At 65.7% G+C, this 24,405-nt stretch carries 21 protein-coding genes; 7 read left to right on the forward strand and 14 right to left on the reverse strand.

Annotation, left to right across the window (positions count from 1 at the left end; all coding sequences use genetic code 11):
- Positions 1 to 41 precede the first annotated feature (41 nt).
- The gene (locus LK409_RS20230; protein WP_010929551.1) at positions 42 to 833 is read left to right on the forward strand and encodes an IclR family transcriptional regulator; all 792 of its coding nucleotides are present in this window, start codon (positions 42 to 44) and stop codon (positions 831 to 833) included.
- Between the two features lie 116 nt (positions 834 to 949).
- Here LK409_RS20230 and gyrB read toward each other — a convergent pair whose 3' ends face one another.
- From gyrB to dnaA, 3 genes are all read right to left on the reverse strand, one after another.
- Positions 950 to 3,403: a DNA topoisomerase (ATP-hydrolyzing) subunit B gene (gene gyrB, locus LK409_RS20235; RefSeq protein WP_010929552.1), complete on the reverse strand. Its 2,454-nt coding sequence runs from the start codon at positions 3,401 to 3,403 to the stop codon at positions 950 to 952.
- A 94-nt stretch (positions 3,404 to 3,497) separates the two neighbouring features.
- Positions 3,498 to 4,607 (reverse strand): DNA polymerase III subunit beta, encoded by a 1,110-nt coding sequence (gene dnaN, locus LK409_RS20240; RefSeq protein ID WP_041937469.1) that lies wholly within the window; start codon positions 4,605 to 4,607, stop codon positions 3,498 to 3,500.
- A gap of 2 nt (positions 4,608 to 4,609) precedes the next feature.
- Positions 4,610 to 6,019 carry a chromosomal replication initiator protein DnaA gene (dnaA, locus tag LK409_RS20245; RefSeq protein ID WP_010929554.1) on the reverse strand — a complete coding sequence of 470 codons (1,410 nt, stop codon included), beginning with the start codon at positions 6,017 to 6,019 and terminating at the stop codon, positions 4,610 to 4,612.
- A 405-nt stretch (positions 6,020 to 6,424) separates the two neighbouring features.
- Between dnaA and rpmH the strand changes: the two genes are divergently transcribed.
- The 5 genes from rpmH to LK409_RS20270 all read left to right on the forward strand — a co-directional run bounded on the left by rpmH (position 6,425) and on the right by LK409_RS20270 (position 10,739).
- Complete coding sequence (gene rpmH / locus LK409_RS20250) at positions 6,425 to 6,559, forward strand: 50S ribosomal protein L34 (protein ID WP_003816025.1); 135 nt, start codon at positions 6,425 to 6,427, stop codon at positions 6,557 to 6,559.
- Between the two features lie 95 nt (positions 6,560 to 6,654).
- Positions 6,655 to 7,026, forward strand: coding sequence for a ribonuclease P protein component (locus tag LK409_RS20255; protein ID WP_003816026.1), 372 nt, complete (start codon positions 6,655 to 6,657; stop codon positions 7,024 to 7,026).
- Positions 7,023 to 7,295, forward strand: coding sequence for a membrane protein insertion efficiency factor YidD (gene yidD / locus LK409_RS20260; RefSeq protein WP_003816027.1), 273 nt, complete (start codon positions 7,023 to 7,025; stop codon positions 7,293 to 7,295). The genes LK409_RS20255 and yidD overlap by 4 nt, the downstream gene beginning before the upstream one ends.
- Positions 7,296 to 7,343: 48 nt before the next feature.
- On the forward strand, positions 7,344 to 9,035 hold the full coding sequence (yidC, locus tag LK409_RS20265; RefSeq protein WP_010929555.1) for a membrane protein insertase YidC: 1,692 nt from the start codon (positions 7,344 to 7,346) through the stop codon (positions 9,033 to 9,035).
- Between the two features lie 264 nt (positions 9,036 to 9,299).
- The gene (locus LK409_RS20270) at positions 9,300 to 10,739 is read left to right on the forward strand and encodes a catalase (RefSeq protein WP_003816030.1); all 1,440 of its coding nucleotides are present in this window, start codon (positions 9,300 to 9,302) and stop codon (positions 10,737 to 10,739) included.
- Positions 10,740 to 10,800: 61 nt separating this feature from the next.
- Here the strand turns inward: LK409_RS20270 and LK409_RS20275 are convergent, their stop codons facing one another.
- The 10 genes from LK409_RS20275 to LK409_RS20320 form a co-directional block, all read right to left on the reverse strand.
- On the reverse strand, positions 10,801 to 11,682 hold the full coding sequence (locus tag LK409_RS20275; protein ID WP_010927255.1) for an ABC transporter permease: 882 nt from the start codon (positions 11,680 to 11,682) through the stop codon (positions 10,801 to 10,803).
- Entirely contained in the window at positions 11,679 to 12,494 is an 816-nt protein-coding gene (locus LK409_RS20280) for an ABC transporter ATP-binding protein (protein ID WP_003816032.1), read from the reverse strand. The genes LK409_RS20275 and LK409_RS20280 overlap by 4 nt, the downstream gene beginning before the upstream one ends.
- A 1-nt stretch (position 12,495) precedes the next feature.
- Positions 12,496 to 13,539 carry an ABC transporter substrate-binding protein gene (locus LK409_RS20285; protein WP_010929557.1) on the reverse strand — a complete coding sequence of 348 codons (1,044 nt, stop codon included), beginning with the start codon at positions 13,537 to 13,539 and terminating at the stop codon, positions 12,496 to 12,498.
- A 43-nt stretch (positions 13,540 to 13,582) separates the two neighbouring features.
- Positions 13,583 to 14,506, reverse strand: coding sequence for a TauD/TfdA dioxygenase family protein (locus LK409_RS20290; protein ID WP_010929558.1), 924 nt, complete (start codon positions 14,504 to 14,506; stop codon positions 13,583 to 13,585).
- Positions 14,507 to 14,635: 129 nt separating this feature from the next.
- The gene (locus tag LK409_RS20295; RefSeq protein WP_010929559.1) at positions 14,636 to 15,835 is read right to left on the reverse strand and encodes a M20 aminoacylase family protein; all 1,200 of its coding nucleotides are present in this window, start codon (positions 15,833 to 15,835) and stop codon (positions 14,636 to 14,638) included.
- Positions 15,836 to 15,892: 57 nt separating this feature from the next.
- Positions 15,893 to 16,909 carry an ABC transporter ATP-binding protein gene (locus LK409_RS20300; protein WP_010929560.1) on the reverse strand — a complete coding sequence of 339 codons (1,017 nt, stop codon included), beginning with the start codon at positions 16,907 to 16,909 and terminating at the stop codon, positions 15,893 to 15,895.
- Positions 16,906 to 17,907 carry an ABC transporter ATP-binding protein gene (locus LK409_RS20305; RefSeq protein ID WP_003816044.1) on the reverse strand — a complete coding sequence of 334 codons (1,002 nt, stop codon included), beginning with the start codon at positions 17,905 to 17,907 and terminating at the stop codon, positions 16,906 to 16,908. Before LK409_RS20305 ends, LK409_RS20300 begins: the two co-directional genes overlap by 4 nt.
- Before the next feature lie 26 nt (positions 17,908 to 17,933).
- The gene (locus tag LK409_RS20310) at positions 17,934 to 18,854 is read right to left on the reverse strand and encodes an ABC transporter permease (RefSeq protein WP_010929561.1); all 921 of its coding nucleotides are present in this window, start codon (positions 18,852 to 18,854) and stop codon (positions 17,934 to 17,936) included.
- Positions 18,851 to 19,825, reverse strand: a complete 975-nt coding sequence (locus LK409_RS20315) for an ABC transporter permease (RefSeq protein ID WP_003816048.1) — start codon at positions 19,823 to 19,825, stop codon at positions 18,851 to 18,853. The genes LK409_RS20310 and LK409_RS20315 overlap by 4 nt, the downstream gene beginning before the upstream one ends.
- A gap of 19 nt (positions 19,826 to 19,844) precedes the next feature.
- A complete protein-coding gene (locus LK409_RS20320; protein ID WP_010929562.1) occupies positions 19,845 to 21,431 on the reverse strand; it encodes an ABC transporter substrate-binding protein in 1,587 nt (528 codons plus the stop codon).
- A 116-nt stretch (positions 21,432 to 21,547) separates the two neighbouring features.
- Here LK409_RS20320 and mnmE point away from each other — a divergent pair, with 116 nt between their 5' ends.
- Positions 21,548 to 22,900, forward strand: a complete 1,353-nt coding sequence (gene mnmE / locus LK409_RS20325) for a tRNA uridine-5-carboxymethylaminomethyl(34) synthesis GTPase MnmE (RefSeq protein ID WP_010929563.1) — start codon at positions 21,548 to 21,550, stop codon at positions 22,898 to 22,900.
- Here mnmE and LK409_RS20330 read toward each other — a convergent pair.
- Positions 22,845 to 24,119 carry an MFS transporter gene (locus LK409_RS20330; protein ID WP_003816055.1) on the reverse strand — a complete coding sequence of 425 codons (1,275 nt, stop codon included), beginning with the start codon at positions 24,117 to 24,119 and terminating at the stop codon, positions 22,845 to 22,847. The two genes, mnmE and LK409_RS20330, sit on opposite strands and share 56 nt — an antisense overlap.
- Positions 24,120 to 24,405 lie beyond the last annotated feature (286 nt).

The raw sequence follows: 24,405 nt of genomic DNA on the forward strand, positions 1-24,405 counted from the left end.
ACAATGCGGGTAAACAAGTAGCCGCGCCTCTGGAAACGCCCATGCCCGCTGCCGCCGCCGCTTTGCTTGCCGAGCGTGCCGACCACCCCCTGTATGTCGCTTCCGTGGAAAAAGGCATGCGCGTGCTGGAGGCTTTCGATGCCGCGCGCGACTCGCTCAGCCTCACCGACATCGTGCAGCTCACCGGCATGGGCAAAAGCGCCGCGCAGCGCTTTACCCACACCTGGGAAGCGCTGGGCTACCTGGCCAAGGATCCGCAATCGCGCCGCTATCGGCTCGGTCCCAAGGTGGTGGAACTGAGCTATTACTTCCTGCGCAGCGACCACCTGGTATCGCTGGCCGCGCCGCATCTGGTCGCCTTGCGCGAGCATTGCGGGCTGGCGGTCAACATGAGCGTGCTGAGCGGCGACGACATGATCTACCTGCTGCGGCTGCCGAGCCGCCAGTTGACGCTGGTGGAGATGTTGCCGGGCCGGCGCATACCGGCCTGGAGCAACAGCGCGGGCCGCATGCTGCTGTCGCAGCGCGACGATGCCAGCGTGCGCGACCTGCTGGCACGCGCCGCGCCGCAGCCCTACACGCCGCGCACGCAGACCGACCCCCAGGCGCTGCTGGCCGAGATCCGCCAGGCCCGCGAGGACGGCTACGCCATCACGCAGGACCAGGTGCTGCTCAACCAGATGGGCGTGGCCACCCTGCTGCGCGACGAACGGCGCCAGCCGCTGGCGGCCATCAGCGTCACGGCGGCGGCCGACGAATATCCGCGCGCGCGCCTGGTAGCGGAAATCGTGCCGCAGATGCTCAAGGCCGCCTACGCCATCTGCGGCGCCTGAAGCGCGCGGCCGCGCACGCGTATCGGCCAACGTCCGCTGCGGCCGCACCTGCCACGCCCCCAAGCAAAAGAGGCTGCCTCACGGCAGCCTCTTTGCGTACGACGGCAAGAAGCGCGTCAGGCGTCGATGTTGCCCGCCGACAGCGCATGCGTTTCGATGAACGCGCGGCGCGGCTCGACGTCGTCGCCCATCAGCGTGGTGAAGACCTCGTCCGCCGCGATGGCATCTTCGATCTGCACCCGCAGCAGGCGGCGCACCTTCGGGTCCATCGTGGTTTCCCACAACTGCTCCGGGTTCATTTCGCCCAGGCCCTTGTAGCGCTGCTTGCTCAGGCCGCGCTCGGCTTCGCCGCGCAACCATTGCATGGCCTCGCGGAAATCGGACACGAACTGTTCCTTGCGCTTGTCGCCTTCGCCACGCGCCACGATGGCGCCGGCGCCGACCAGGCCCAGGAACGTCTTGGCCGACTTGGCCAGCACCGCGTAGTCGGCGTCGCGCACGAAGTCCGCATCCAGCACGCTGACACGCACGTTGCCGTGGTGCATGCGGCGCACCGCCAGGCGGTGCTTTTCGGCCACGTCGTCGTACTCGGCCACCACTTCCACGCCATTGGCGGGGCTGGCCGCGTGCAACGCGTCGGACAGGCGCTGCGCCGATGCCTTGGTGCGTTCGGCGTCCTCGAGGTCGATCTCGACGCCTTCGGCCAGCGCCGACAGCGCGGCCACGTCGAACACGCGCGACAGGCGGGAAATGACCGCGTCGGCCAGCACGTACTGGCGCGCCAGTTCGTTGAGCGCCTCGCCACGGATCGGGGCGGCGCCCTGGCTGGGAATCAGCTCGGCGTCCTTGAGCGCCAGTTGCAGCATGAATTGCGCTTCTTCCTGGTCATCCTTCAGGTAGCGCTCGTCGCGGCCGACCTTGACCTTGTACAGCGGCGGCTGCGCGATATAGACGTGGCCGCGCGCCACCAGCTCGGGCATCTGGCGATACAGCAGCGTCAGCAGCAGCGTGCGGATGTGCGCGCCGTCCACGTCCGCGTCGGTCATGATGATCAGGCGGTGGTAGCGCAGCTTGTCGATATTGAAATCGGGGCCGATGCTGGTGCCCAGGGCCGTGATCAGCGTGGCGATCTGCTCGCTGGCGATGAGGCGGTCAAAACGCGCCTTCTCGACGTTGAGCACCTTGCCGCGCAGGGGCAGGATGGCCTGGAACTTGCGGTCGCGGCCCTGCTTGGCCGAACCGCCTGCCGAATCGCCCTCGACGATGTACAGCTCGCACAGCGCCGGGTCCTTTTCCTGACAGTCGGCCAGCTTGCCGGGCAGGCCGGCGCCTTCCAGCACGCTCTTGCGGCGCGTCATCTCGCGCGCCTTGCGCGCCGCCTCGCGCGCACGCGCGGCCTCGACGATCTTGCCGCACAGCGCCTTGGCGTCGTTGGGGTGCTCCAGCAGCCAGGTTTCCAGCGTGCGCGCCACCGCGTCCTCGACGGCCGGACGCACTTCGCTGGAGACCAGCTTGTCCTTGGTCTGGCTGCTGAACTTGGGCTCGGGCACCTTCACCGACAGCACGCAGGCCAGGCCTTCGCGCATGTCGTCGCCGGTAGTCTCGACCTTGGCCTTCTTGGCCAGCTCGTTGTCGGCGATGTACTTGTTGAGCACGCGCGTCATGGCCGCGCGCAGGCCCGTCAGGTGCGTGCCGCCGTCGCGCTGCGGAATGTTGTTGGTGAAACACAGCACGCTTTCGCTGTAGCTGTCGTTCCACTGCATGGCCACTTCCACGCCCACCAGCACGCCGCCGGCCGACGATTCGGCGCTGACCGCGAACACGTTGGGATGCAGCACCGACTTGCTGCGGTTGATGTACTCGACAAACCCTTTCACGCCGCCGGAGAACGCAAAGTTCTCCTCCTTGCCCTGGCGCTGGTCGACCAGGCGGACCTTCACGCCATTGTTCAGGAACGACAGCTCGCGCAGGCGCTTCGAGAGAATCTCGTAGTGGTACTCGATGTTGGTGAAGATGGCCGGATCGGCCAGGAAACGCACTTCCGTGCCGCGCTTGTCGGTCGGGCCGGTCGCCGTCAGGGGCGCGACGCGCTGCCCCTGGCGGAATTCCATCTGATGCACCTGGCCGTTGCGGCGGATCGTCAGGCGCAGCCACTCGGACAGGGCGTTCACGCAGGATACGCCCACGCCGTGCAGGCCGCCCGACACCTTGTACGAGTTCTGGTCGAACTTGCCGCCCGCGTGCAGCTCGGTCATCACGATTTCGGCGGCGCTGCGGCCGAACTCGTCATCCTTGTGGATGTCGGTCGGGATGCCGCGGCCGTTGTCGGTGACGGAGATCGAGTTGTCGGTATGGATGGTGACGACGATGTCGTCGCAATGGCCCGCCAGCGCCTCGTCGATCGCGTTGTCGACCACTTCGAACACCATGTGGTGCAAGCCCGTGCCATCGGAGGTATCGCCGATGTACATGCCTGGGCGCTTGCGCACGGCCTCCAGCCCCTTGAGCATCTTGATCGAATCGGCGCCATAGCCGGTGTTCTCGGGAGTGGTGTTCTGTTGATCTGACATGTCGATTCTTTAACGCCTTAAAAAACAGCCTCACGGCCACACCGTTCGCGCGCGCAAGCGCGCGCAAACGGCACAAACCCATCTGTGTCGCGGATCAGATCCGCATGGGCATGACGACGTATTTGAACTGCTCGTCGTCGGACAGGGTGATGAGCGCCGACGCGTTGGCGTCGGGCATGACGGACCACTGCACGTTCTCGGCCTTGATGTTGCTCAGCACGTCCAGCAGGTAGCTGACGTTGAAGCCCACGTCCAGCGGCTCGAAGCTGTAGTCGATATCGATTTCTTCCTGCGCCTCTTCCTGCTCGGCGTTGGAGGACGAAATCTTCATCTGGTGCTGCGCCAGCTGCAGGCGCACGCCCTTGAACTTGTCGGTGGTCAGGATGGCGGCGCGCTGCAGGCTGCCTTGCAGGGCTTCGCGGCTGACCGAGAACTGGCGCGTGTAGTTGGTGGGAATCACGCGCGTGAAATCCGGAAACTTGCCTTCGACCAGCTTGGACACCAGCTCGACGTCGCCGAAACGGAAACGGATCTGGCCCGGCGCCACGTCCAGCGCCACCGGCTCGTCGGAGTCCTCGAGCAGGCGCTGCATTTCCAGCACCGTCTTGCGCGGCACGATGACCTCATGGCGCTCGGCGATGCCGTCGGCCTCGGTGGCGCAGTGCGCCAGGCGGTGGCCGTCGGTGGCCACGGCGCGCACACGGCCCGGCTCGAACACCAGCAGCATGCCATTGAGGTAGTAGCGGATATCCTGCTGGGCCATGGCGAAGTGCACCATGTTGAACAGGTGGCGCAGCATGCGCTGCGGCATGCTCAACGACACGTCCCACTGTTCGGGCTGGGCCACGGTCGGGAACTCGCTGGCCGCCAGCGTCTGCAATGCGAAGCGGCTCTTGGCCGACTGCACCGACAGCTTGTTGCTGGCCAGGCCCAGCTTGACCTCGCCGGTGTCCGGCAGGGCCTTCAGGATGTCGAGCAGCTTGCGCGCCGCCACCGTGGTGGACTCGTTCTCCGGGCCGACGCCGAAGTCGGCATGCGTGGTGATCTGGACCTCGAGGTCGGTGGCGATGAAAGCCACCTTGTTGCCCTCTTTGCGCATCAGGATGTTCGCCAGGATGGGCAGGGTATGGCGTCTTTCGACGATGCCCGCCACAGTCGACAGCGGTTTCAGCAATGCATCGCGTGTGGTTTGTACGAGTTGCATGGTCATCCTTTTAGAGTTTGTTCCAACACGTGCAGGGTATGGTTAAGCTCGGCTTGTTTGGCGCGGGCATCGGAGATCTTGCGCACAGCGTGCAGGACGGTGGTGTGGTCTCGTCCACCGAACAGGTCGCCGATCTCCGGCAAGCTCTTCTGAGTCAACTCCTTGGCCAGGTACATCGCCACCTGGCGCGGCAGGGCGATATTGGCCGGCCGGCGTTTCGAGTACATGTCGGCCACCTTGATCTTGTAGAAATCGGCAACCGTCTTCTGGATGTTCTCGACCGTGATCTGGCCGTTGGACACCGAAAGCAGGTCCTTCAGGGCCTCCTTGCAGACATCCACCGTCAGCACGTCGCGGCCATGGAAACGCGCGTAGGCCAGCACCTTGCGCAAGGCGCCTTCCAGCTCGCGTACGTTGCTGCGCAGGTGCTTGGCGATGAAGAACGCCACTTCCTCGGGCATCGGCACGCCTTCGGACTCGGCCTTGCGCAGCAGGATCGCCACGCGCATCTCGAGTTCGGGCGGCTCGATGGCCACGGTCAGCCCGGAGTCGAACCGCGAAATCAACCGGCTGTCGATACCCGAGAGCTCCTTCGGGTACGTATCGCTGGTGATGATGATCTGCTTGCGCTGCGCCACCATCGCCTCGAACGCATAGAAGAACTCCTCCTGCGTGCGATTCTTGCCGGAAAAGAACTGGATATCGTCGATCAGCAGCAGATCGAGCGAATGGTAGTAGCGCTTGAAATCGTCGAACGCCTTGCGCTGGTAGGCCTTGACCACGTCAGAGACGTATTGGTCCGCATGCACGTAGCGCACCCGCACGCCGGTCCCCGCGGCCACCATGGCATTGCCGATGGCGTGGATCAGGTGGGTCTTGCCCAGCCCCACGCCGCCGTACAGGAACAGCGGGTTGTAGGACGTGCCGGGATTCTCCGCCACCTGCAGCGCCGCGGCGCGCGCCAGCTGGTTGGCCTTGCCGGTCACGAAATTCTCGAAGGTGAGATCCGTGTTCAGGCGCGACCGCTCGTAAACGATGTTCGCGGCGTCGGCGCTTGCCGGCGCCGGCGGAGCAGGCTCCGATGCTTGCTGCACCGCAGCAACGACGGCCGGCACCGAGACCGCCACCGGGCGCGGCACGGCCATCGGTATGCGTGGCGCGGAGCTGGTGCCGGGCAGCTCGAACGTCACCTGCACCGGGCGCTGGTACCACTCGGCGGCCAGCGCCTCGATCTGATGGGAAAAGTTCTTCCGCACCCAATCCAGCTTGAAGCGGTTGGGCGCGGCCACGCGCAGAACCGCTTGCGCTTCGTCATACGCAAGCGGGACCAGCGGTCGGATCCACGCGCTGATTTGTTGGGGGGGGAGTTCCTGCTCAAGACGACTGACGCAGGTCTGCCAGAATTCTTTCATGTCGCTCTTGTTCAAACCTCGATTCTACCCTGCCTGGGGGTAGGTTATCCACAGGCCGGGAAACCGCGGCAATGCTCGGTCCCCCCTAACTGTTTGACAAGACAGAGAAAACTTGCTGAAATGATGGGCTTTTCCGAATTCTGTCTGTCAGAAGGTTCCAGAAGAAGCCAAGAGAAGCCAGGCCCACGCCTTGGCCGCTACTTGCAAGCCGCCTCATTGTGTATGCTCTGGGGCGAGCCAGTGGCGCCAACCGTGCGGCCGCCTCGGCCCCGTCTGTTGGATTGCCTGCCGCGCTGCCCAAGCATGCGCGCCAGCAGGCAGCCATCCAGATACCCGCCGCGGATCTTGGCCAGGAACCCCGTCGGGCAGGTCCCTTCTGACTTTTGTTCTTTTTGTGGATCGTCCATGAAACGCACCTACCAACCTTCCGTTACCCGCCGCAAACGCACCCACGGCTTTCGCGTGCGCATGAAGACCCGTGCCGGCCGCGCCATTCTGAATGCCCGCCGCGCCAAGGGCCGCAAGCGTCTGGCCGTCTAATCCAGGCGGACAACGGACGATTGCCCGGAATCGGCGGATTGCCTGTAACAGGAGCATCGCCGCCGGCCCCGTCGCCAGTCTCCGTCACGTCACCCATGCCGCGCGCCACGCTCCCTGCGGAGGCGCGATTGCATCGCCCCTCCGAGTTTGCCGCCGCCCTCAAAGGCCGGCGACTGGCCCGAGGGGCTTTCTTTATTGTCAGCGCCTCGCCCTGTGCCCCTGCTGATGACCAGCCGGCGCGCGCGCGCCTGGGCCTGGTGATCGCCAAGCGTTTTGCCGCCCGCGCCGTGACGCGCAATACCTTGAAGCGGGTCATCCGCGAAGCGTTCCGGGCTCGCCGGCTTGCCCTGCCGGCCCAGGATTACGTGGTGCGGCTGCACAGCAAGCTGACACCGGCAAGCCTCACGGCCCTGAAACGCTCGGCGCGCGCCGAAGTAGATGCTCACTTCACACGGATAGCGCGATGATCAGGAGACTGCTTATCGCCCCGATCCGGTTTTACCGGTACTTCCTCAGCCCCTGGGTGGGCCGGCAGTGCCGCTTCACCCCGACTTGCTCAGCCTACGCCATCGAAGCCATTGAACGTCATGGCGCATGGCGCGGTCTATGGTTGGCGGCGCGCCGTATCGGCCGCTGCCACCCGTGGTCGCCGGGCGGATACGACCCCGTACCACCCGGCCACGGCGCCGGCGCGCAGGCCTGCTGCGCGCATCGCCACCGCACCGAACCCGATTGACGCTACACTCGTGGGCTTTGCTGGACCGCTTACAACTCCTCAGGCACCATGGATATCCGACGAACCGTCCTCTGGATGATTTTCTCTTTTTCGCTGTTGCTCCTCTGGAACAACTGGCAAATCCATAACGGCAAGCCGTCGCTTTTTGGCGGGCCGGCCCCCGAAGCGGCCGCCACGCAGCAGCCCAAGGCCGATGCGAACGGCACGGCGGCTTCGTCCACCGCGTCGATCCCGAGCTCGCCGGCCGCCGCCCCCGCCGCGGCATCGGTGCCGGGCGCTGCGGCGCCCGCGGCCGCCAAATCCGAGCAGGTGGTAATCACCACCGACGTGCTGCGCCTGACTTTCGACTCCAACGGCGCGCAACTGATCCGCGCCGAGCTGCTGAAGTACCCGTCGAGCAGCCAGAGCGACAAGCCCACGGTGCTGATGGACCGCTCCGCCGACCTGGTCTATGTGGCCCAGACCGGCGTGGTCGGCGCGCCGCAAGGCGAATCCTTCCCCACCCACCAGACGCCGTTCCATCTGGTGTCCAGCGAGCGCTCGCTGACCGGCGACACGCTGGATGTGGTGTTCGAGGCGGAATCCGGCGGCCTGAAGGTCACCAAGACATACACGCTGCATCGCGGCCGCTACGACGTGGACGTGCGCCACGCCATGGCCAATACCGGCGGCGCGCCGCTCAGTCCGGCCCTGTATCTGCAGCTCGAGCGCGACGGCACCGACCCGGCCGGCACCTCCAGCTTCTATCACACGTTCACCGGCGTCGCGGTGTACTCCGAGCAGGACAAGTTCCAAAAGGTCACCTTCTCGGACATCGAGAAGAAGAAGGGCACGTACATCAAGCAGGCCGACAACGGCTGGATCGGCATCGTGCAGCACTACTTCGCCACGGCCTGGATCCCGGCCCAGGGCAAGCAGCGCACCAACGAACTGCTGCAGGTGCAGCAGAACCTGTACGCGGCCCGCACCATCGAAGCCGTGGGCACGATCGCCCCGGGTTCCAGCGCCAACGTCGACGCGCACCTGTGGGTCGGCCCGCAGGACCAGAAGGCCATGGCCGCGGTTGCGCCGGGCCTGGAACTGGTGGTCGACTACGGCTGGCTGACCATCATCGCCAAGCCCCTGTTCACCCTCATGACCTGGCTGCACGGCCTGCTCGGCAACTGGGGCTGGACCATCGTCGCCCTGACGGTCATCATCAAGGCGGTGTTCTTCCCGCTGGCCGCGGCAAGCTATCGCTCGATGGCCCGCATGAAGCAGGTCGCCCCGCGCCTGCAGGCCCTGAAAGAGAAGTACGGTGACGATCGCCAGAAGCTGAACCAGGCGATGATGGAGATGTACCGCACCGAGAAGATCAACCCGCTGGGCGGCTGCCTGCCCATGGTGGTGCAGATTCCGGTGTTCATCGCGCTGTACTGGGTGCTGCTGGCCAGCGTCGAGATGCGCGGCGCGCCGTGGATCCTCTGGGTGCACGACCTTTCCGTGCGCGATCCGTTCTTCATCCTGCCGGCCATCATGATGGCCACCATGTTCCTGCAGATCAAGCTCAACCCCACGCCGCCCGATCCCGTGCAGGCCAAGGTCATGATGATCATGCCGCTGGTGTTCGGCGGGATGATGTTCTTCTTCCCGGCCGGCCTGGTGCTGTACTGGTGTGTCAACAACACGCTGTCGATCGCCCAGCAATGGACCATCACCCGCAACCTGGAGCGCCAGGCCGCGGCAGCGGCCAACCGCTGATCGAGCCAGCCACGAAACGGCGCCCTGCGGGGCGCCGTTTTTTTTCGTCCTGGGAATGTGACGGTTGCGTTGCAAGAAGGGGGACCGTCCCTCGTAGTTAGCTTTTATTTATTGCGCTGGATCAAGTAATCAATTTCCTAACGGCGGTCAGCTCACCTATGATGAGCAAGCGCCGTGCCGCCACCGTGTGGCGCGCGTTTTCAGGGCGAACCCGCGGGTTCGCGTCGTGGCCTAGCGTGCCGTACCCCGAGAAGGATGAACGCAATGACCAACAAGACCCTCACTACCGCCGCCGGTGCGCCGGTTGCCGACAACAACAACACCATGACGGCGGGGCCGCGCGGCCCCGCCCTGCTGCAGGACGTCTGGTTCCTGGAGAAACTGGCCCACTTCGACCGTGAACGCATTCCCGAGCGCGTGGTGCACGCCAAAGGCTCGGGCGCCTATGGCACCTTCACGGTCACGCATGACATTTCCCGCTACACGCGCGCCAGGATCTTCGCCGAAGTCGGCAAGCAGACGCCGTTGTTCCTGCGCTTTTCGACCGTGGCCGGCGAGCGCGGCGCGGCCGACGCCGAACGTGACGTGCGTGGCTTCGCCATCAAGTTCTATACCGACGAAGGCAACTGGGACCTGGTCGGCAACAACACGCCCGTGTTCTTCATTCGCGATCCGCTCAAGTTCCCCGACTTCATCCATACCCAGAAGCGCGACCCCAAGACCAACCTGCGCAACGCCACCGCCGCCTGGGACTTCTGGTCGCTCAACCCGGAATCGCTGCACCAGGTCACCATCCTGATGAGCGATCGCGGACTGCCGCAGAACTATCGCCAGCAGCACGGCTTCGGCTCGCATACCTACAGCTTCGTCAACGACGCCGGCGAGCGTTTCTACGTCAAGTTCCACTTCAAGTCGCAGCAAGGCATCGCCTGTTATACGGACGGCGAAGCCGCCGAGCTGGTCGGCCGCGATCGCGAAAGCGCGCAGCGCGACCTGTTCCAGAACATCGAGCAGGGCCAGTTCCCGCGCTGGACGCTCAAGGTGCAGGTAATGCCCGAAGCCGAGGCCGCCACCTATCACATCAACCCGTTCGACCTGACCAAGGTGTGGCCGCATGCCGACTACCCCTTGATCGAAGTGGGCGTGCTGGAACTGAACAAGAACCCCGAGAACTATTTCGCCGAAGTCGAACAGGCCGCGTTCACGCCGGCCAATGTGGTGCCGGGCATCGGCTTTTCGCCCGACAAGATGCTGCAGGGTCGCCTGTTCTCGTACGGCGACACCCATCGCTACCGCCTGGGCATCAACCACCATCAGATTCCCGTCAATGCGCCGCGCTGCCCGTTCCACAGCTTCCATCGCGACGGGATGGGCCGGGTCGACGGCAATGGCGGCGCCACGCTGAACTACGAACCCAACAGTTTCGGCGAATGGCGCGAAGCCAAGCACGCAGCCGAACCGCCGCTGGCGCTGGACGGACAGGCCGCCGACCGCTGGAACCATCGGGTCGACGAGGACTACTACTCGCAGCCGGGCGCGCTGTTCCGTCTCATGAACGACGACCAGAAACAGCAGCTGTTCGGCAACATCGGCCGCCACATGGCCGGCGTGCCCGAGGAAATCCAGCGCCGCCAGCTCGAGCACTTCCGCCGTGCCGACCCGGCCTATGCCGCGGGCGTGGCCAAGGCCCTGGGCCTGAAGTAAACCGCGTAGACGCCGCGACACAAGGCGGCCGCGCCCGCAACGGGCCGGCCGCCGGCGGCATTCAGCGCTGCATGCCCCAGCGGCGCACCGTCACGCGCTCCAGCGTGTCGAACACCAGGTTTTCCACAGCCAGGCCGATCAGCACCACGGCGGCCAGGCCGGCGAAAACGCGATCTGTGTATAACTCGTTGCGATTCTGGAAGATGTACCAGCCCAGCCCGCCTTTGCCGCTGGACGCGCCGAACACCAGCTCGGCGGCGATCAACGTGCGCCAGGCAAAGGCCCAGGCAATGCGCAGGCCCGACAGGATCGAAGGCAGCGCGGCCGGCACCAGGATCCCCAGCACATAGCGCAAGCCCGTCAGTCCGTAGTTGCGCCCCGCCATGCGCAGGGTTTCCGACACCGTCAGGAAGCCCGAGTACATATTCACAGCCATTGCCCACAGCACGGAATGAATCAATACGAAAACCAGGCTGCCCTGGCCCAGGCCGAACCACAGCATGGCCAGCGGCAGCAAGGCAATGGCCGGCAGCGGATTGAACATCGCCGTCAGCGTGGAGAGCAGATCGCGGCCAAAGCGCGTCGATACCGCCAGCGTGGTCAATACGAAGGCCAGCGCCACGCCGGCCGCATAGCCCTTGAACAGCACGGAAAACGAGAGCGCGGCGCGCGCCGGCAATTGTCCGGAGCCCAGCTCCTGGAAGAATGCCCGGGCAGTCTGCCATGCGCCTGGCAACAGCAGATCGTTGTCGGTATAGCGCGCCATGGCTTCCCATGCCAGGGCCAGCAAGAGCAGGATCAGCACTTTGCGCAGCCACGCATGGCCCAGCAGGCGTTCGTGCCATGGCAACGGTGCCTGTATCGCGATATCGGCCGGCAAGGGCGCCAACGATTGTTCGTATTCGGGCCGCGCAATGGCCAAGGGCAGGGTAGCGTTCGTCATGCGGCGGCCCGTTGCGGCACGGCTTGCGGCTCGACGTCGAACAGCAGGCCGTGGATGCGGGCGGCAGCAGCCTGGAAGGCGGCCGAACCCATGCTGTGCAGTCCGAACTGCTGCGCGTTCAATTCCGCCCGCACGCGCCCTGGATGCGGCGACAGCAACAGGATGCGGTTGCCCAGCACCAGCGCTTCTTCGATCGAATGGGTGACGAACAGCAGCGTGAACGATGCGTCCTCCCACAAGCCCAGCAGCTCTTCCTGCATGCGCCGGCGCGTCAAGGCGTCGAGCGCGGCGAATGGCTCGTCCATCAGCAGAATGCGCGGCTGCATCGCCAGGGCCCGCGCGATCGCCACCCGCTGCTTCATGCCGCCCGACAAGGTATGCGGATAGGCATCGGCGAACGCGCCCAGGCCGACCTTCTCCAGATAGTGCGTGGCGCGCTCCAGCGCCTGCGCACGCGGCAGGCGGCGCGCCGCCACCAGGCCGAACGCCACGTTTTCCCGCACCGTCTTCCAGGGCGGCAGCTGGTCGAACTCCTGGAACACCACCACCCGGTCCGGTCCCGGCGCGTCTATCGGCCGTCCGTCGAGCAGGAACTGTCCCTCGCTTGGCGCCAGAAAACCGGCCGCGGCCTTGAGCAGGGTGGATTTTCCGCAGCCCGACGGCCCCAACAGGATGAAGCGATCGGCCGGCAGCACGTCGAAGCTGACGCGATGCGTGGCGCGCACGCGGCGCCGTGGCGTCTTGTACTCCAGCGTCACGCCGTCGGCGCGCAGCAGCGGTTCGGCCGAGGAATCGAAACGATGCGCGCCCATCTTAGCTTCCCTGCGCGGTGGCCGCGTCGTCGAAGAAGTAATCGCGCCAGCTTTGCGGCTTGTTCTTGATCGCGCCCACCTTGTGCATGAATACCGCCAGCGCATACGTGTTCTGTGGCGCCACCTTGAACTGCACCTCGGGATTGCTGATGATGCGGATCAGGAAGTCGCGGTCGATCTTGGCGCCGGCCAGCCTGATGTAGATGTCGGCCGCCTGTTCGGGGTGTGCGCTTGCGAACTGCGCGGCCTCCTGCAATGCGGCCTGGAACGCCGCATAGGTCTTGGGATTTTCGCGGCGGAATTTCTCGGTGGCGAACAACACCGTCGATGAGCCCGGCCCGCCCAGCACGTCATAGGATTTCAGCACGATGCGCGCATTGGCATTGCCGGCCAGCTCTTGCTCCTGGAACGGCGGATTGCCGAAATGGCCGGTGATCTCGGTGCCGCCGGAGATGATCGCCGCGGCGGCATCCGGATGCGGTAAGGCCACCGAAATGGCATCCAGCCTGTTGTAGTGTTCGTCGCCCCACAGCTTGGCCGACGCAAGCTGCAACACGCGTGCCTGCACCGAAACGCCAACGGCGGGCAGCGCGATGCGGTCCTTGTCGGTGAAGTCGGCAATCGTCTTCACACGCGGGTTGTTGCTGACCAGGTAATAGGGAAAGTTGCCCAGCGACGCCACGCCTCGCACGTTCTGGCGTCCCAGGGTACGGTCCCAGATCGTCAACAGCGGCCCCACGCCGGCGCCGGCGATATCGATGGCGCCCGAAAGCAGGGCGTCGTTGACGGCAGCGCCGCCCGACAGGCGCGTCCATTGCACATCGATGTCCACGCCGGCCTGCCTGCCGTGCTTTTCTATCAGTTGCTGGTCGCGCGCCACATTGAGCAGCAGATAAACGATGCCGTATTGTTCGGCGATGCGGATGCGGCCCTCGGCCAGCGCAGGCGTGGGCGAGGCCAGCGCCAGGACGGCGATGAAGGCTCCAAGCAAGGACGCGGATACATAGCGGGCAAGGCGTTGGCGAACGGTTTCGTGGGATCGCATGAGGAATTCCTGGCTGATGTCGGGTGGGTGCGGCAGACGCGCGTCAGAACGGCGCGTCGCCTTCGATCGTGGTGCGGTACAGCTTGCGACGCAGCTCGGGCGGACAACCGGCGGCCAGGTGGATCAGCGAACGGTTATCCCAGAACACCAGATCGTGGTCGCGCCACTGATGGCGATAGATGTGCTCGGAGCGGGTGCTGTGCGCGAACAGCTCGTCCAGGATCTGCCGGCTCTCGTCCGCAGCCACGCCTTCGATGCGCGTCGTGAAGCCCTCGCTGACGAACAGCGCGCGCCGGCCGGTTTCCGGATGCGTGCGCACGACCGGGTGCGCCACCTCCTGCACCTGCGCCAGCTGGGCCGCGCTCAACGTCGGGCGCCAGTTTCCTTCCTTCTGCAGCTGGCCGTACTTGGCCAGATAGGAATGCACCGCGCGCCGGCCATCGACCGCCTCGCGCAATGCGCGCGGCAGCGTTTCGTAGGCGCGATGCATATTGGCAAACAGCGTATCGCCGCCGATGGCGGGCAGTTCCTGCGCATGCAGCAGCGAACCCAGGCTGGGCAGCGGCTTATACGAGATATCCGAATGCCAGTATTTGCCGGCGTCGCCCAGGCCGACCGGCGCGCCGTTCTCGACGATGTTGGACACCACCAGGATTTCCGGGTTATGCGCAAGGTGGAACTGATGCAGCACATGGATCATCAGGCGGCCGAAGCGGCGGCTGAAATCGATGTGCTGCCGGGGCGTGATGCGCTGGTCGCGAAACACCACCAGGTGATGATCCAGGTGCGCACGGCGCACGCGGGCAAAATCGGCGACACTCAGCGCACGCGCCAGGTCGATGCCGACGATCTCCGCGCCCAGCGCGTCGTTCAACGGCCGGACCGTGAAGTCCTGGGACGGGCCGTGCGCGAGCACGTCGGGAGGGAAAGCGATGGAAGGCTGGCGCAGTGCGTTGGCATGGGACATGGAACCGCTCCTTGTTCAGGAGCGATCCATTATGAAAACGCGCAAGCCCTATACCAACGATTTAATCGGCCTTTGCACAAAGCCTGGTGTCATATGCCATTGCCGGCCATATGCATATAACCCGCCGCATCAGGCGCTCGGCAGATAGGCCTGCACCAGCTTGACCCAGTAGCTGGCGCCCACCGGCAACAGTGCATCGTTGAAGTCGTAGTTGGAGTTATGCAGCTGGCACGGCCCCATGCCGTGGTAGGTTTCCAGCCGATGATCGCCATCGCCGTTGCCCAGGAACAGATAGCAGCCCGGCACCTTTTCCAGGAAGAAGGAAAAATCCTCGGCGCCCATGAACGGCGGAATATCGCGGTCCACCTGGCCGCTGCCGAAGGACTGCTCGGCCACCTGCGCGGCGAAAGCGGTCTCCGCCTCCCAGTTCACCAGCGGCGGATAGGCGCGCACGAAATCCAGGTCGCCGGTTGCGCCATACACCTGCGGCAGCGTCGTGGCGATGCGCCGCATGTCTTCCTCGATGCGGTCGAGCGCCGCCACCGTATAGGTACGTACCGTACCGCGCAACACCGCGCTGCCGGGAATCACGTTGTAGGCGTCGCCGGCATGGATCTGCGTGATCGACAGTACCGCGGAATCCAGCGGATCCTTGCTGCGCGAAATGACGGTCTGCAGGGACTGCACCATTTCGGCCGCGATCACGATAGGATCGATGGAGCGATGCGGCTGCGCGGCATGGCCTCCCACGCCGTTGATGACGATGTCCCAGCGATTGCTCGACGCCATGGCCGGCCCGGCGCGGAAGCCGAATGTGTTGGCCGGCATGCCGGGCATGTTGTGCATGCCGAACACGGCGTCGCACGGAAAGCGATCGAACAGGCCGCCCTCCATCATGGCGCGGGCCCCGGCGTTGCCGCCTTCCTCGGCCGGCTGGAAGATGAAATGCACCGTGCCGTCGAAATCGCGATGCGCGGCCAGGTACTGCGCCGCGCCCAGCAGCATGGCCGTGTGGCCGTCATGGCCGCAACCGTGCATGCGGCCCTCGATGGTGGAGCGATGCGCGAAGCGGTTGTGCTCGGGCATCGGCAAGGCGTCCATGTCCGCGCGCAGCCCGATGCGCTTGCCGCCCGAACCCGCGCGCAGCACGCCGACCACGCCGGTCTTGCCCAGCCCCGTATGCACCTCCAGCCCCCATTCGCGCAATTTTTCCGACACCAGGGCAGACGTGCGCGTCTCGTTGAACGCCAACTCGGGGTGGGCATGGATATCGCGGCGCAACGCGGTGAGGTCGGCGTGCGCGCGTTCGATGGCTTCGATGGTCTTCATGGCAAGGATCCGGACAGTTGGACGTTTCCGTTTCTTTTAGCACAGCGCGCGGCGCGCTCAGGCCTGCTGCGCCGCGGCAATGTCATTGAGGTGGCAGGCGCTGGTATGGCCCGGCGCGATCTCGCGCAGCAAGGGCCGTTCCACGCTGCAGCGCGGCATGGCATGCGGGCAGCGCGGATGGAACGCACAGCCAGGCGGCGGCGCCAGCGGCGACGGCAGTTCACCCTTGATGGGCCGGTACTGGCGCCGTTGCACCCGCAGCGTGGGCAACTCGGCCAGCAAGGCCTGCGTGTACGGATGGTTGGCATGCTCGAACACCTGGATGGTCGGCGCCAGCTCGACGACACGCCCCAGGTACATGATGGCCACCCGGTCCGATATATGGCTGACCACGCTCAGGTTGTGGCTGATGAACAGATACGTCAGCCCCAGATCTTGGCGCAGTTGCGCGAACAGGTTGATCACCTGTGCCTGGATGGAAACATCCAGCGCCGCCACGGCCTCGTCGCAGACGATGACCGCGGGCTTGAGCGCCAATGCGCGGGCGATACCGATGCGCTGGCGCTGTCCGCCCGAGAACTGGTGCGGATAGCGCTGCGCATAGGCCGGGTCCAGGCCCACCTGGCGCATCAGGCCGGCCACGTATTCGGCCTTGTCGCGGGAAAGCACCATGCCATGGGCCACGGGCGCCTCCCCGATGATGTCCCTCACGCGCATGCGCGGATTGAGCGACGCATACGAATCCTGGAAGATCATCTGCACACCCAGCTCGTAGACGCGGCGCTGCGAGGCCCCCATCTGCGCCACCGGCGCGCCGCGCCATGCGATCGTGCCGCCGGAAGGCCGCAGGATGCCGGCGGCCATGCGGCCCAGCGTGGATTTTCCGCAGCCGGACTCGCCGACAATGCCCAGGACCTCGCCGGGGGCCACATCCAGATCGACGTCCGCCACCGCGTGCACCACCTGCGTGCGCAACCCGGCGCCAAACAGGTTGGCGATGCGTCCGGCAAGATCGACCGATTGCACGAAGCGCATCTCCAGGTTCCGCAAGGCAAGCACCGGCGCGTCCATCATGCCTCTCCCGCGTGCCAGCAACGTACCCAGTGCGCCGGACGCACCTCGACCGGTTCCGGCGCCTGCAGGCAGGCCTGCGAAGCACGCGGACAGCGCGTGCGAAACGCACAGCCGGCGGGCAGGTTCAACAGCGATGGGGTCATTCCCGGTATCTGGTCCAGCGGCTTGCCGCGCGTATCCGGCGTGGGAATCGACGCGATCAGGCCGTGCGTGTACGGATGCATCGCGTGCTCGATCACATCGGCGGCGCTGCCCGTCTCGACAATGCGCCCGGCATACATCACCGCCACGCGATCGGCCAGTCCGGCCACCACGGCCAGGTCATGCGTGATCCATATCAAGGCCGTGCCGGTTTCCTCGCACAGCTTGCGCATCTCGTAGAGGATCTGGCCCTGTATGGTCACATCCAGGGCGGTGGTTGGTTCGTCGGCGATGATCAGGCGCGGCGAATTGAGCAAAGCAATGGCGATCGCCACCCGCTGGCGCATGCCGCCCGACAGCTGGTGCGGATAGGCGCGCAGGCGCTCGCGCGGCGCGGGTATCCCGACCATGGTCAACACTTGCAGGGCGCGCTGGTAGGCTTCGCCACGGCTGACGCGCCGGTGCGCCAGCACCGTCTCGACCATCTGCGTATCCACCCGCAGTACCGGATTGAGCGTCATCATCGGGTCCTGGAAGATCATGGCCATGGCATCGCCACGCAGCGCGCGCCAGCGTGCCGGCGCCGCCTGGCGCAGGTCCTCTCCGTCGAACCTGATCTCGCCTTCCACCACCCGTCCTGGCTCGTCCAGCAAGCCGATCAGCGAGAATCCGGTGATGCTCTTGCCCGAACCCGACTCGCCCACCAGGCCCAGTATCTCGCCGTGGCGCAAATACATGTCCACTCCGTCCACAGCCTTGACCACGCCGGCGCGCGTGGCGAACTGCGTTTTCAGGCCCTTGACCTCCAATACCGGCCGGGTGGCCGATTCGGGCGGGCTGGACAGGCTTGCTTGCATGCGTGGGCTCTTGTTCGTGGCGGGCCTCAGCCCGCATTGCGAGGATTCAGGACATCGCGCAGATGGTCGCCCACCAGGTTGATGGCGATGATGGCAATCGCCAGCGCGATACCCGGAAAGAACGAGATCCAGTAATGGCCGGACAGCAGGTATTCGAAACCGTTGGCGATCAGCATGCCCAGCGACGGCTCGGTCACCGGCACGCCGACGCCCAGGAACGACAGCGTGGCCTCCAGCGCGATCGCATGCGCCAGGTCGATCGTGGCGATGACGATGAGAGGCGGCATGCAATTGGGCAGCACATGGCGCAGCAACACGCGCCCCCAGCCCAGCGACAGGCAGCGCGCCGCCTCGACGCATTCCTTGCCGCGTTCGACCAGCGCGGCGCCGCGCGCGGCGCGCGCGAAATAGGCCCATTGCACCACCACCAGCGCAATGATCACCTTGTCCACGCCCTTGCCCAGGATGGCCAGCAGGATCAGCGCCACCAGAATGGCCGGGAACGAAAGCTGGATATCCACGATGCGCATCAGCAGCGCGTCGATGCGGCCGCCGAAGTACGCCGCGATCAGGCCCACGGTGGCGCCGATGGCGAACGCCGCCAGCACCGACACCGTGCCAACGATCAGGCTGGTGCGCATGCCATAGATGATGGCCGACAGCACATCGCGCGCCAGGCCATCGGTACCCAGCCAGTAGCGCATGCTGCCGTCGCCGGCCTCGCTGCCTGGCGGCAGTTTCGAATCGAGGATATCCAGCCCGCCGATATCGTAGGGATTCTGCGGCGCGATCCACGGCGCGAACACCGCCGCCCCCACCACGACCAGCAACAGCGCCAGGCCCAGCAGTGCCAGCTTGCTGGCGCAGAAATCGCTCAGGAAGCGCCGCAGCGGCGCCTCTTCGCCAACTGGCGCCGGGACGGGGGAAAGTTGGACAGGCACGGTCATTGGCGGCTATCCAGGCGTACGCGCGGATCCAGCACCGTATAGATGATGTCCACGACGAGATTGAGCATGACCAGGAAGAACACGATCAGCAGCAGGTAAGCCACCACCACGGGGCGATCCAGGTTGATGATGGAATCGATCAGCAGCTTGCCCATGCCCGGCCACGAGAAAACGGTTTCCGTCACCACCGCGAACGCCACCACCTGGCCGAACTCCAGGCCGGCGACCGTCACGATGGGAATCAGGATGTTCTTCAGCAAATGCACGCCCAGCACACGCTTTTCCGGCAGGCCCTTGGCGCGCGCGAACTTGATGTAATCCTGCGGCAGGCTCTCGCGCGTGGCCGCGCGCGTCACGCGGATGATCATGGCGCATTTCGCCAGCGCAATGGTGGCCGCCGGCAGAATCAGGCTGGCCCAGCCATCCAGCGTCAGGACGCTGAGCGACAGGCCTGCCACGCTGACGGTCTGGCCTCGTCCGCTGGCCGGCAACCAGCCCAGTGTCACCGCGAATATCATGATCAGCATCAGGCCGACCCAGAAATTCGGCAGCGAAAACCCCAGCACCGAACCCGTCATGATGACGCGCGAGGCCGGCGCCTTGGGCTTGAGGCCCGCGCGTATGCCCAGCGGCACGCCGATCAGCACCGACAGCAGCATGGCCACGCAAGCCAGCTCCAGCGTGGCCGGCATGCGTTCCAGGATGAGCCGCATGGCCGGTTCGCCGGTCAGGAAGCTGTTGCCGAAGTCGCCGCGCACCGCCTGGCCCATGAAGATCAGGTACTGCTTCCACAGGGGCTGGTCCAGCCCCAGCGACACGCGGATGGCCGAGCGCTGCGCTTCGGTGGCTTCCGGGCTGGCCAGCATCGACACGGGGTCGCCCACCATGTAGATGCCGGCAAACACCAGCGCCGACATCACCAGCATGACCACGACTGTCTGCAGCAGCCTGCGTATGATGGTTGCCAGCACGCGCGGCTCCGCGTCTCGCCTATTTCTTCACCGTGGCGTACTGCACCAGCGTGGTCTGGTCGGGACGCCCGGTATAGCGGATGTCGTTCTTCATGGCCCACACCGACAGCTCGAAATGCACAGGCAGCATGGCGTAGTCGTCCATGGCCAGATTGCTGGCCTTTTGCAGCAACTCGGCGCGTTTGGCGTCATCCATGGTCGATGAAGCCTGCTTGACCAGCTCGTCCATCGCCGGGTTCGAATAGCGGCTGCGGTTCGTGGTACCCAGGCCAGCCTCGGGGTTGCGCGTAACCAGCAGCGAGGTCAGGGCGTTGGACATCTCGCCGCTGGTCACCGACCAGCCCGCCAGATAGGCGCTGAACGCATAGCTGTCGCGGTTCTTGAAGAACACCGGCGGCGCCATCGAATCCACGCTGGTCTTCACGCCGATACGCGTCCACATCGACGCGATGGCCTGCGCCACCTTGGCGTCGTTGACATAGCGGCCGGACGGCGAACCCAGCGTGATGGAAAAGCCATTGGGATAGCCTGCTTCCTTCAACAAGGCCTTGGCCTTTTCCACATCGGCCTTGGGCGCCTGCGAATGCTCCTTGGAAGAACCGAACATCGGATAAGGCAGCAGATTGCCGGCCGGTTTGGCCACGCCGCCCATCACGCGATCGACGATCGCGTCGCGGTTCAAGGCCAGCGACAACGCTTCGCGCACCCGCTTGTCCTTCATCGGATTCTTGTCCGTGCCCTGTACGCCCGGACTGGGCTCGGCATACTGGTCCAGCGCCAGATACACCACGCGCACCGACGGCGTTTCCTCGACGTACAGTTTCTTGTCGGCCTTCAACTTGGGCAGGTCATCGGTGGGCGGATCCTCGATCATGTCGACGTCCCCGGCCAGCAAGGCCGCCACGCGCGCCGCCGCATTGGTCATGGGCCGGTAGGTCACCTTGTCCCAGGCGGGCGGCTTGCCCCAATAGTTTTCGTTGCGCGCCAGCACGAATTCGGCGCCGCGCTTCCACGACACGAACTTGTACGGTCCGGTGCCGATCAGTCCATTGCCGCTGTTGAGCTCCGTCGTTGTCTTGCCTTCCGGCGCCGGGCCCGAAGCGGCCTTCTTCGACATGATGGGCAATTGCGCCAGGTTCACCAGCAGCAGGGGCGTCACATCCTTGGTGGTGATACGCACCGTCAGCGGATCGACCGCCTCGGTCTTGGCCACCGCCCCCAGGTACAGCGTGAACGGCGACGGACTGTTGGGAACCTTGGGAATGCGGTCATAGGTGAAGACCACGTCCTCCGCCGTGAACGGCGTGCCATCGGAGAACTTCACATCCGGGCGCAGCTTGAACATCCACACCTTGCCATCGACGGTCCACGACTCGGCCAGCGTGGGCTGCGGCTTGAGCTGCTCGTCCACGCGCACGATGGGATCGAAGATGGTCTGGGAAATCTGGGTATTGGGAGTCAGCGCGTGGTACTGCGGATCCATCGAACTGGGCTCCGTCTTCAACGCCACCACCAGATCGCGGGCCAGCGCGGCGCTTGCCCCGCCCAACGCCAACGCCACGATTACCGAGCCGCAGGTCACTACACGTGAAAGCCGAGAAATCATCTTGCTCTCCCATGGATGTTCGGGTTCAGGACCAACGGCCCACGTTAACCAGCAAACATCGGGCGGCGCAACAGTTATATTCCCTTATTGTCCTTACCTTTACACAGATGCTTGCCATGTCCCTGTACGCCCCCATTGCTGCAATCGCCACGGCCCCCGGCCGCGGGGGCATCGGCGTGGTGCGCATATCCGGGCCCGATCTCGCCGAACTTGCACAACGGCTGTTCGGGCGTCCGCTGACGCCGCGCCACGCGCACTACCTGCCGTTTCGCGCCGCCGACGGCGAGGTGATCGACGAAGGGCTCGCCATCTACTTCCGTGCTCCGCACTCCTATACCGGCGAAGACGTACTGGAGCTGCAGGGACATGGCGGCCCCGCCGTGCTGCGCCGCATCCTGGCGCGCTGCCTGCAGGCGGGCCACGACCTCGGACTGCGTCCGGCCGAACCCGGCGAGTTCACCCGCCGCGCCTTTCTCAACGAGCGCCTCGACCTGGCTCAGGCCGAGGCCGTGGCCGACCTCATCGACGCCTCCTCGGAAGCCGCCGCGCGCGGCGCCATGGCGTCGCTGTCGGGCGAGTTCTCGCAGCGCGTCAACGACCTGTCCGACCGCATCATCCACCTGCGCATGCTGGTGGAAGCCACCCTGGACTTTCCCGAAGAAGAAATCGACTTCCTCGAGAAATACCAGGCGCGGCCCACGCTGCAGGCGCTCACGCACGACCTCGACACGCTCATTGCCCAGGCGCGCCAGGGCGTGATCCTGCGCGAAGGCCTGCACGTCGTGCTGGCCGGCAAACCCAATGTGGGCAAATCCAGCCTGCTCAACGCCCTGGCCGGCGACGACATCGCCATCGTCACGCCCATCGCGGGCACCACGCGCGACAAGGTCGTGCAGGAGATCCACATCGATGGCGTACCGCTGCACATCGTCGACACCGCCGGCTTGCGCGACACCGACGACGCCGTCGAAAGCATAGGCATCGAACGCACCTGGAAAGAGATCGAGCGCGCCGACCTCATCCTGCACCTGCAGGACGTCACCCAGCCGCCCGATCACCTCGACGCGCAAATCGTCAGGCGCCTGCCCGCGCGCACGCCGGTGCTAAACGTCTTCAACAAAGTCGATCTGCTCGACGCGGCGTTCCAGGGCCAGCCCGACAGCCTGGCCATCTCCGCGCGCGGCGGCATCGGCCTGGACGCATTGCGCCAGCGCCTGCTGCAACTGGCCGGCTGGAACCCCGGCGCCGAATCGCCATGGCTGGCGCGCGAACGCCATCTGCATGCGCTGCAACAGGCCGCGCAGCATCTCGAGATCGCCACCGAACACGCCCGCGAGGACGACCGCGTGCTGGACCTGTTCGCCGAAGAGCTGCGCCTGGCGCACGAAGCCCTGACCGGCATCACCGGCAAATTCACCAGCGACGACTTGCTGGGCGAGATCTTTTCGAGTTTCTGCATCGGCAAGTAGCCCGCCCGGCCAACAGGCAGGCGATGGCCGCGGCCTGCAGCGCCGCCGCGGCCACGAACAGCCATGGCGCCGACGCCGCGTCCGAGACGCCGCGCAACATCCCGAAGACCGCCGGTGCGAACGCGTAGGCGGCTTGCGACAAGGCGACGATGAGCGGCACCACGCGCCGCACGCTGGCCGGATCGAACTCGTTTTGCGCGATCAGCGGCGGCAGCGAGGTGGCGTTGCCGATACCCGAGCCGAACAGCAGCAGGCCCAGCCAGACCAGGGCCGGCGTGTCGCCGGCCGCCAGCAGAAGCAAGGCCCCCAGCGCCTGGATGGCATAGGCATGCGACGCCAGCAGGCGGCGATCGGACCCCGCGCCGGCGATGCGGCCCACGATCGTGCGGCCTGCTATCGCGCAGCCGGTTGCCGCGCCCATTGCCAGCCCGGCCGTGCCCGGACCCAAGGTAGGAACGAGCAGCGAGTACAGGTGCGCGACCAGGCCCATCTGGGCGAACAGACCCAGCGACATGGCCGCGGCCAGGGTGACGAAGCGCCGATCCTCGCGCAGGCGGCCCGCAGGCCTGGCGGGCGGCGCCGGGTTTGCGGCCGGGCGGGGCGCGACCGCCTCGCCGTCCGGCGCCTGCCCCGTATTGGCCGGCGTGCGCGTAAAGACCAGGCTGGCCAGCACGGCGATCACCAGCACCATGGACGCGCCCACCACGCCCGCGGCCCAGGCGAACCCCCAGGCCTGGATCAGCAGCGCCCACAATGGGGAGAAGACAATGCCGCCTACGCTCGCGCCGTTGTACGCCATGCCCAGCGCGGCGGGCCGCCGGACCACGAACCACGGTTCGATCAGGGCGTTGATCGCCGCAGCCCCCAGCGCCGCCCAGCTGGCGCCGCTCACCAACGCGGCAATGGCCAATTGCCACGGCGTGGCCGCCACGGCCCAGCCGAATGTGCCCAGCGCGCTTCCCAGCGCCCCGCAGAACGTGACCATGGGAATGCCGGCAAGGCGGTACAGCCGCCGCAGGTTGGCCACGGCCAGCGCCCCCGCCACGAAGTGCAGCGTGACCATGCCCGCCACCCATTGCAGCGGCCAGCCGGTGCGTTCGACGACGGCATGCAGGAATACTGGCGGCCCATAGAAGCCCATTCCCCAGCCGTAGATGGCCATGACGAAACTTGCCGCCAGCACCTGGCGTCCGGCGAAGGGGGTCGAGTGTCGGGTCATGCTGCCTCGGGTTGATGTCGCGCGAACCGCAGTATGGGTTGGCCAGCTCCCGCTTGCTTCATGCCTGGCCGAAGCATGGAAGGCGCCGTCCGAGACCGGATTTCCTGCTCAATTTTTGATCACGGCGTCCAGGAGACGCCATCATCGGGCGAGGCCCGCGCGCGCTTGCCGCGCCGCTGATTTACGCTGTACGGACCTGCCAGCAGGCTGGAAAACGGGGTTGGGAAACCGTATTTCGGGCCGGACATCCCCCGGATCCAGGCCATGGCGCCCTGTGGATAACCAC

The sequence above is a fragment of the Bordetella parapertussis genome (assembly GCF_020735925.1).
Lineage (GTDB): Bacteria > Pseudomonadota > Gammaproteobacteria > Burkholderiales > Burkholderiaceae_B > Bordetella > Bordetella pertussis.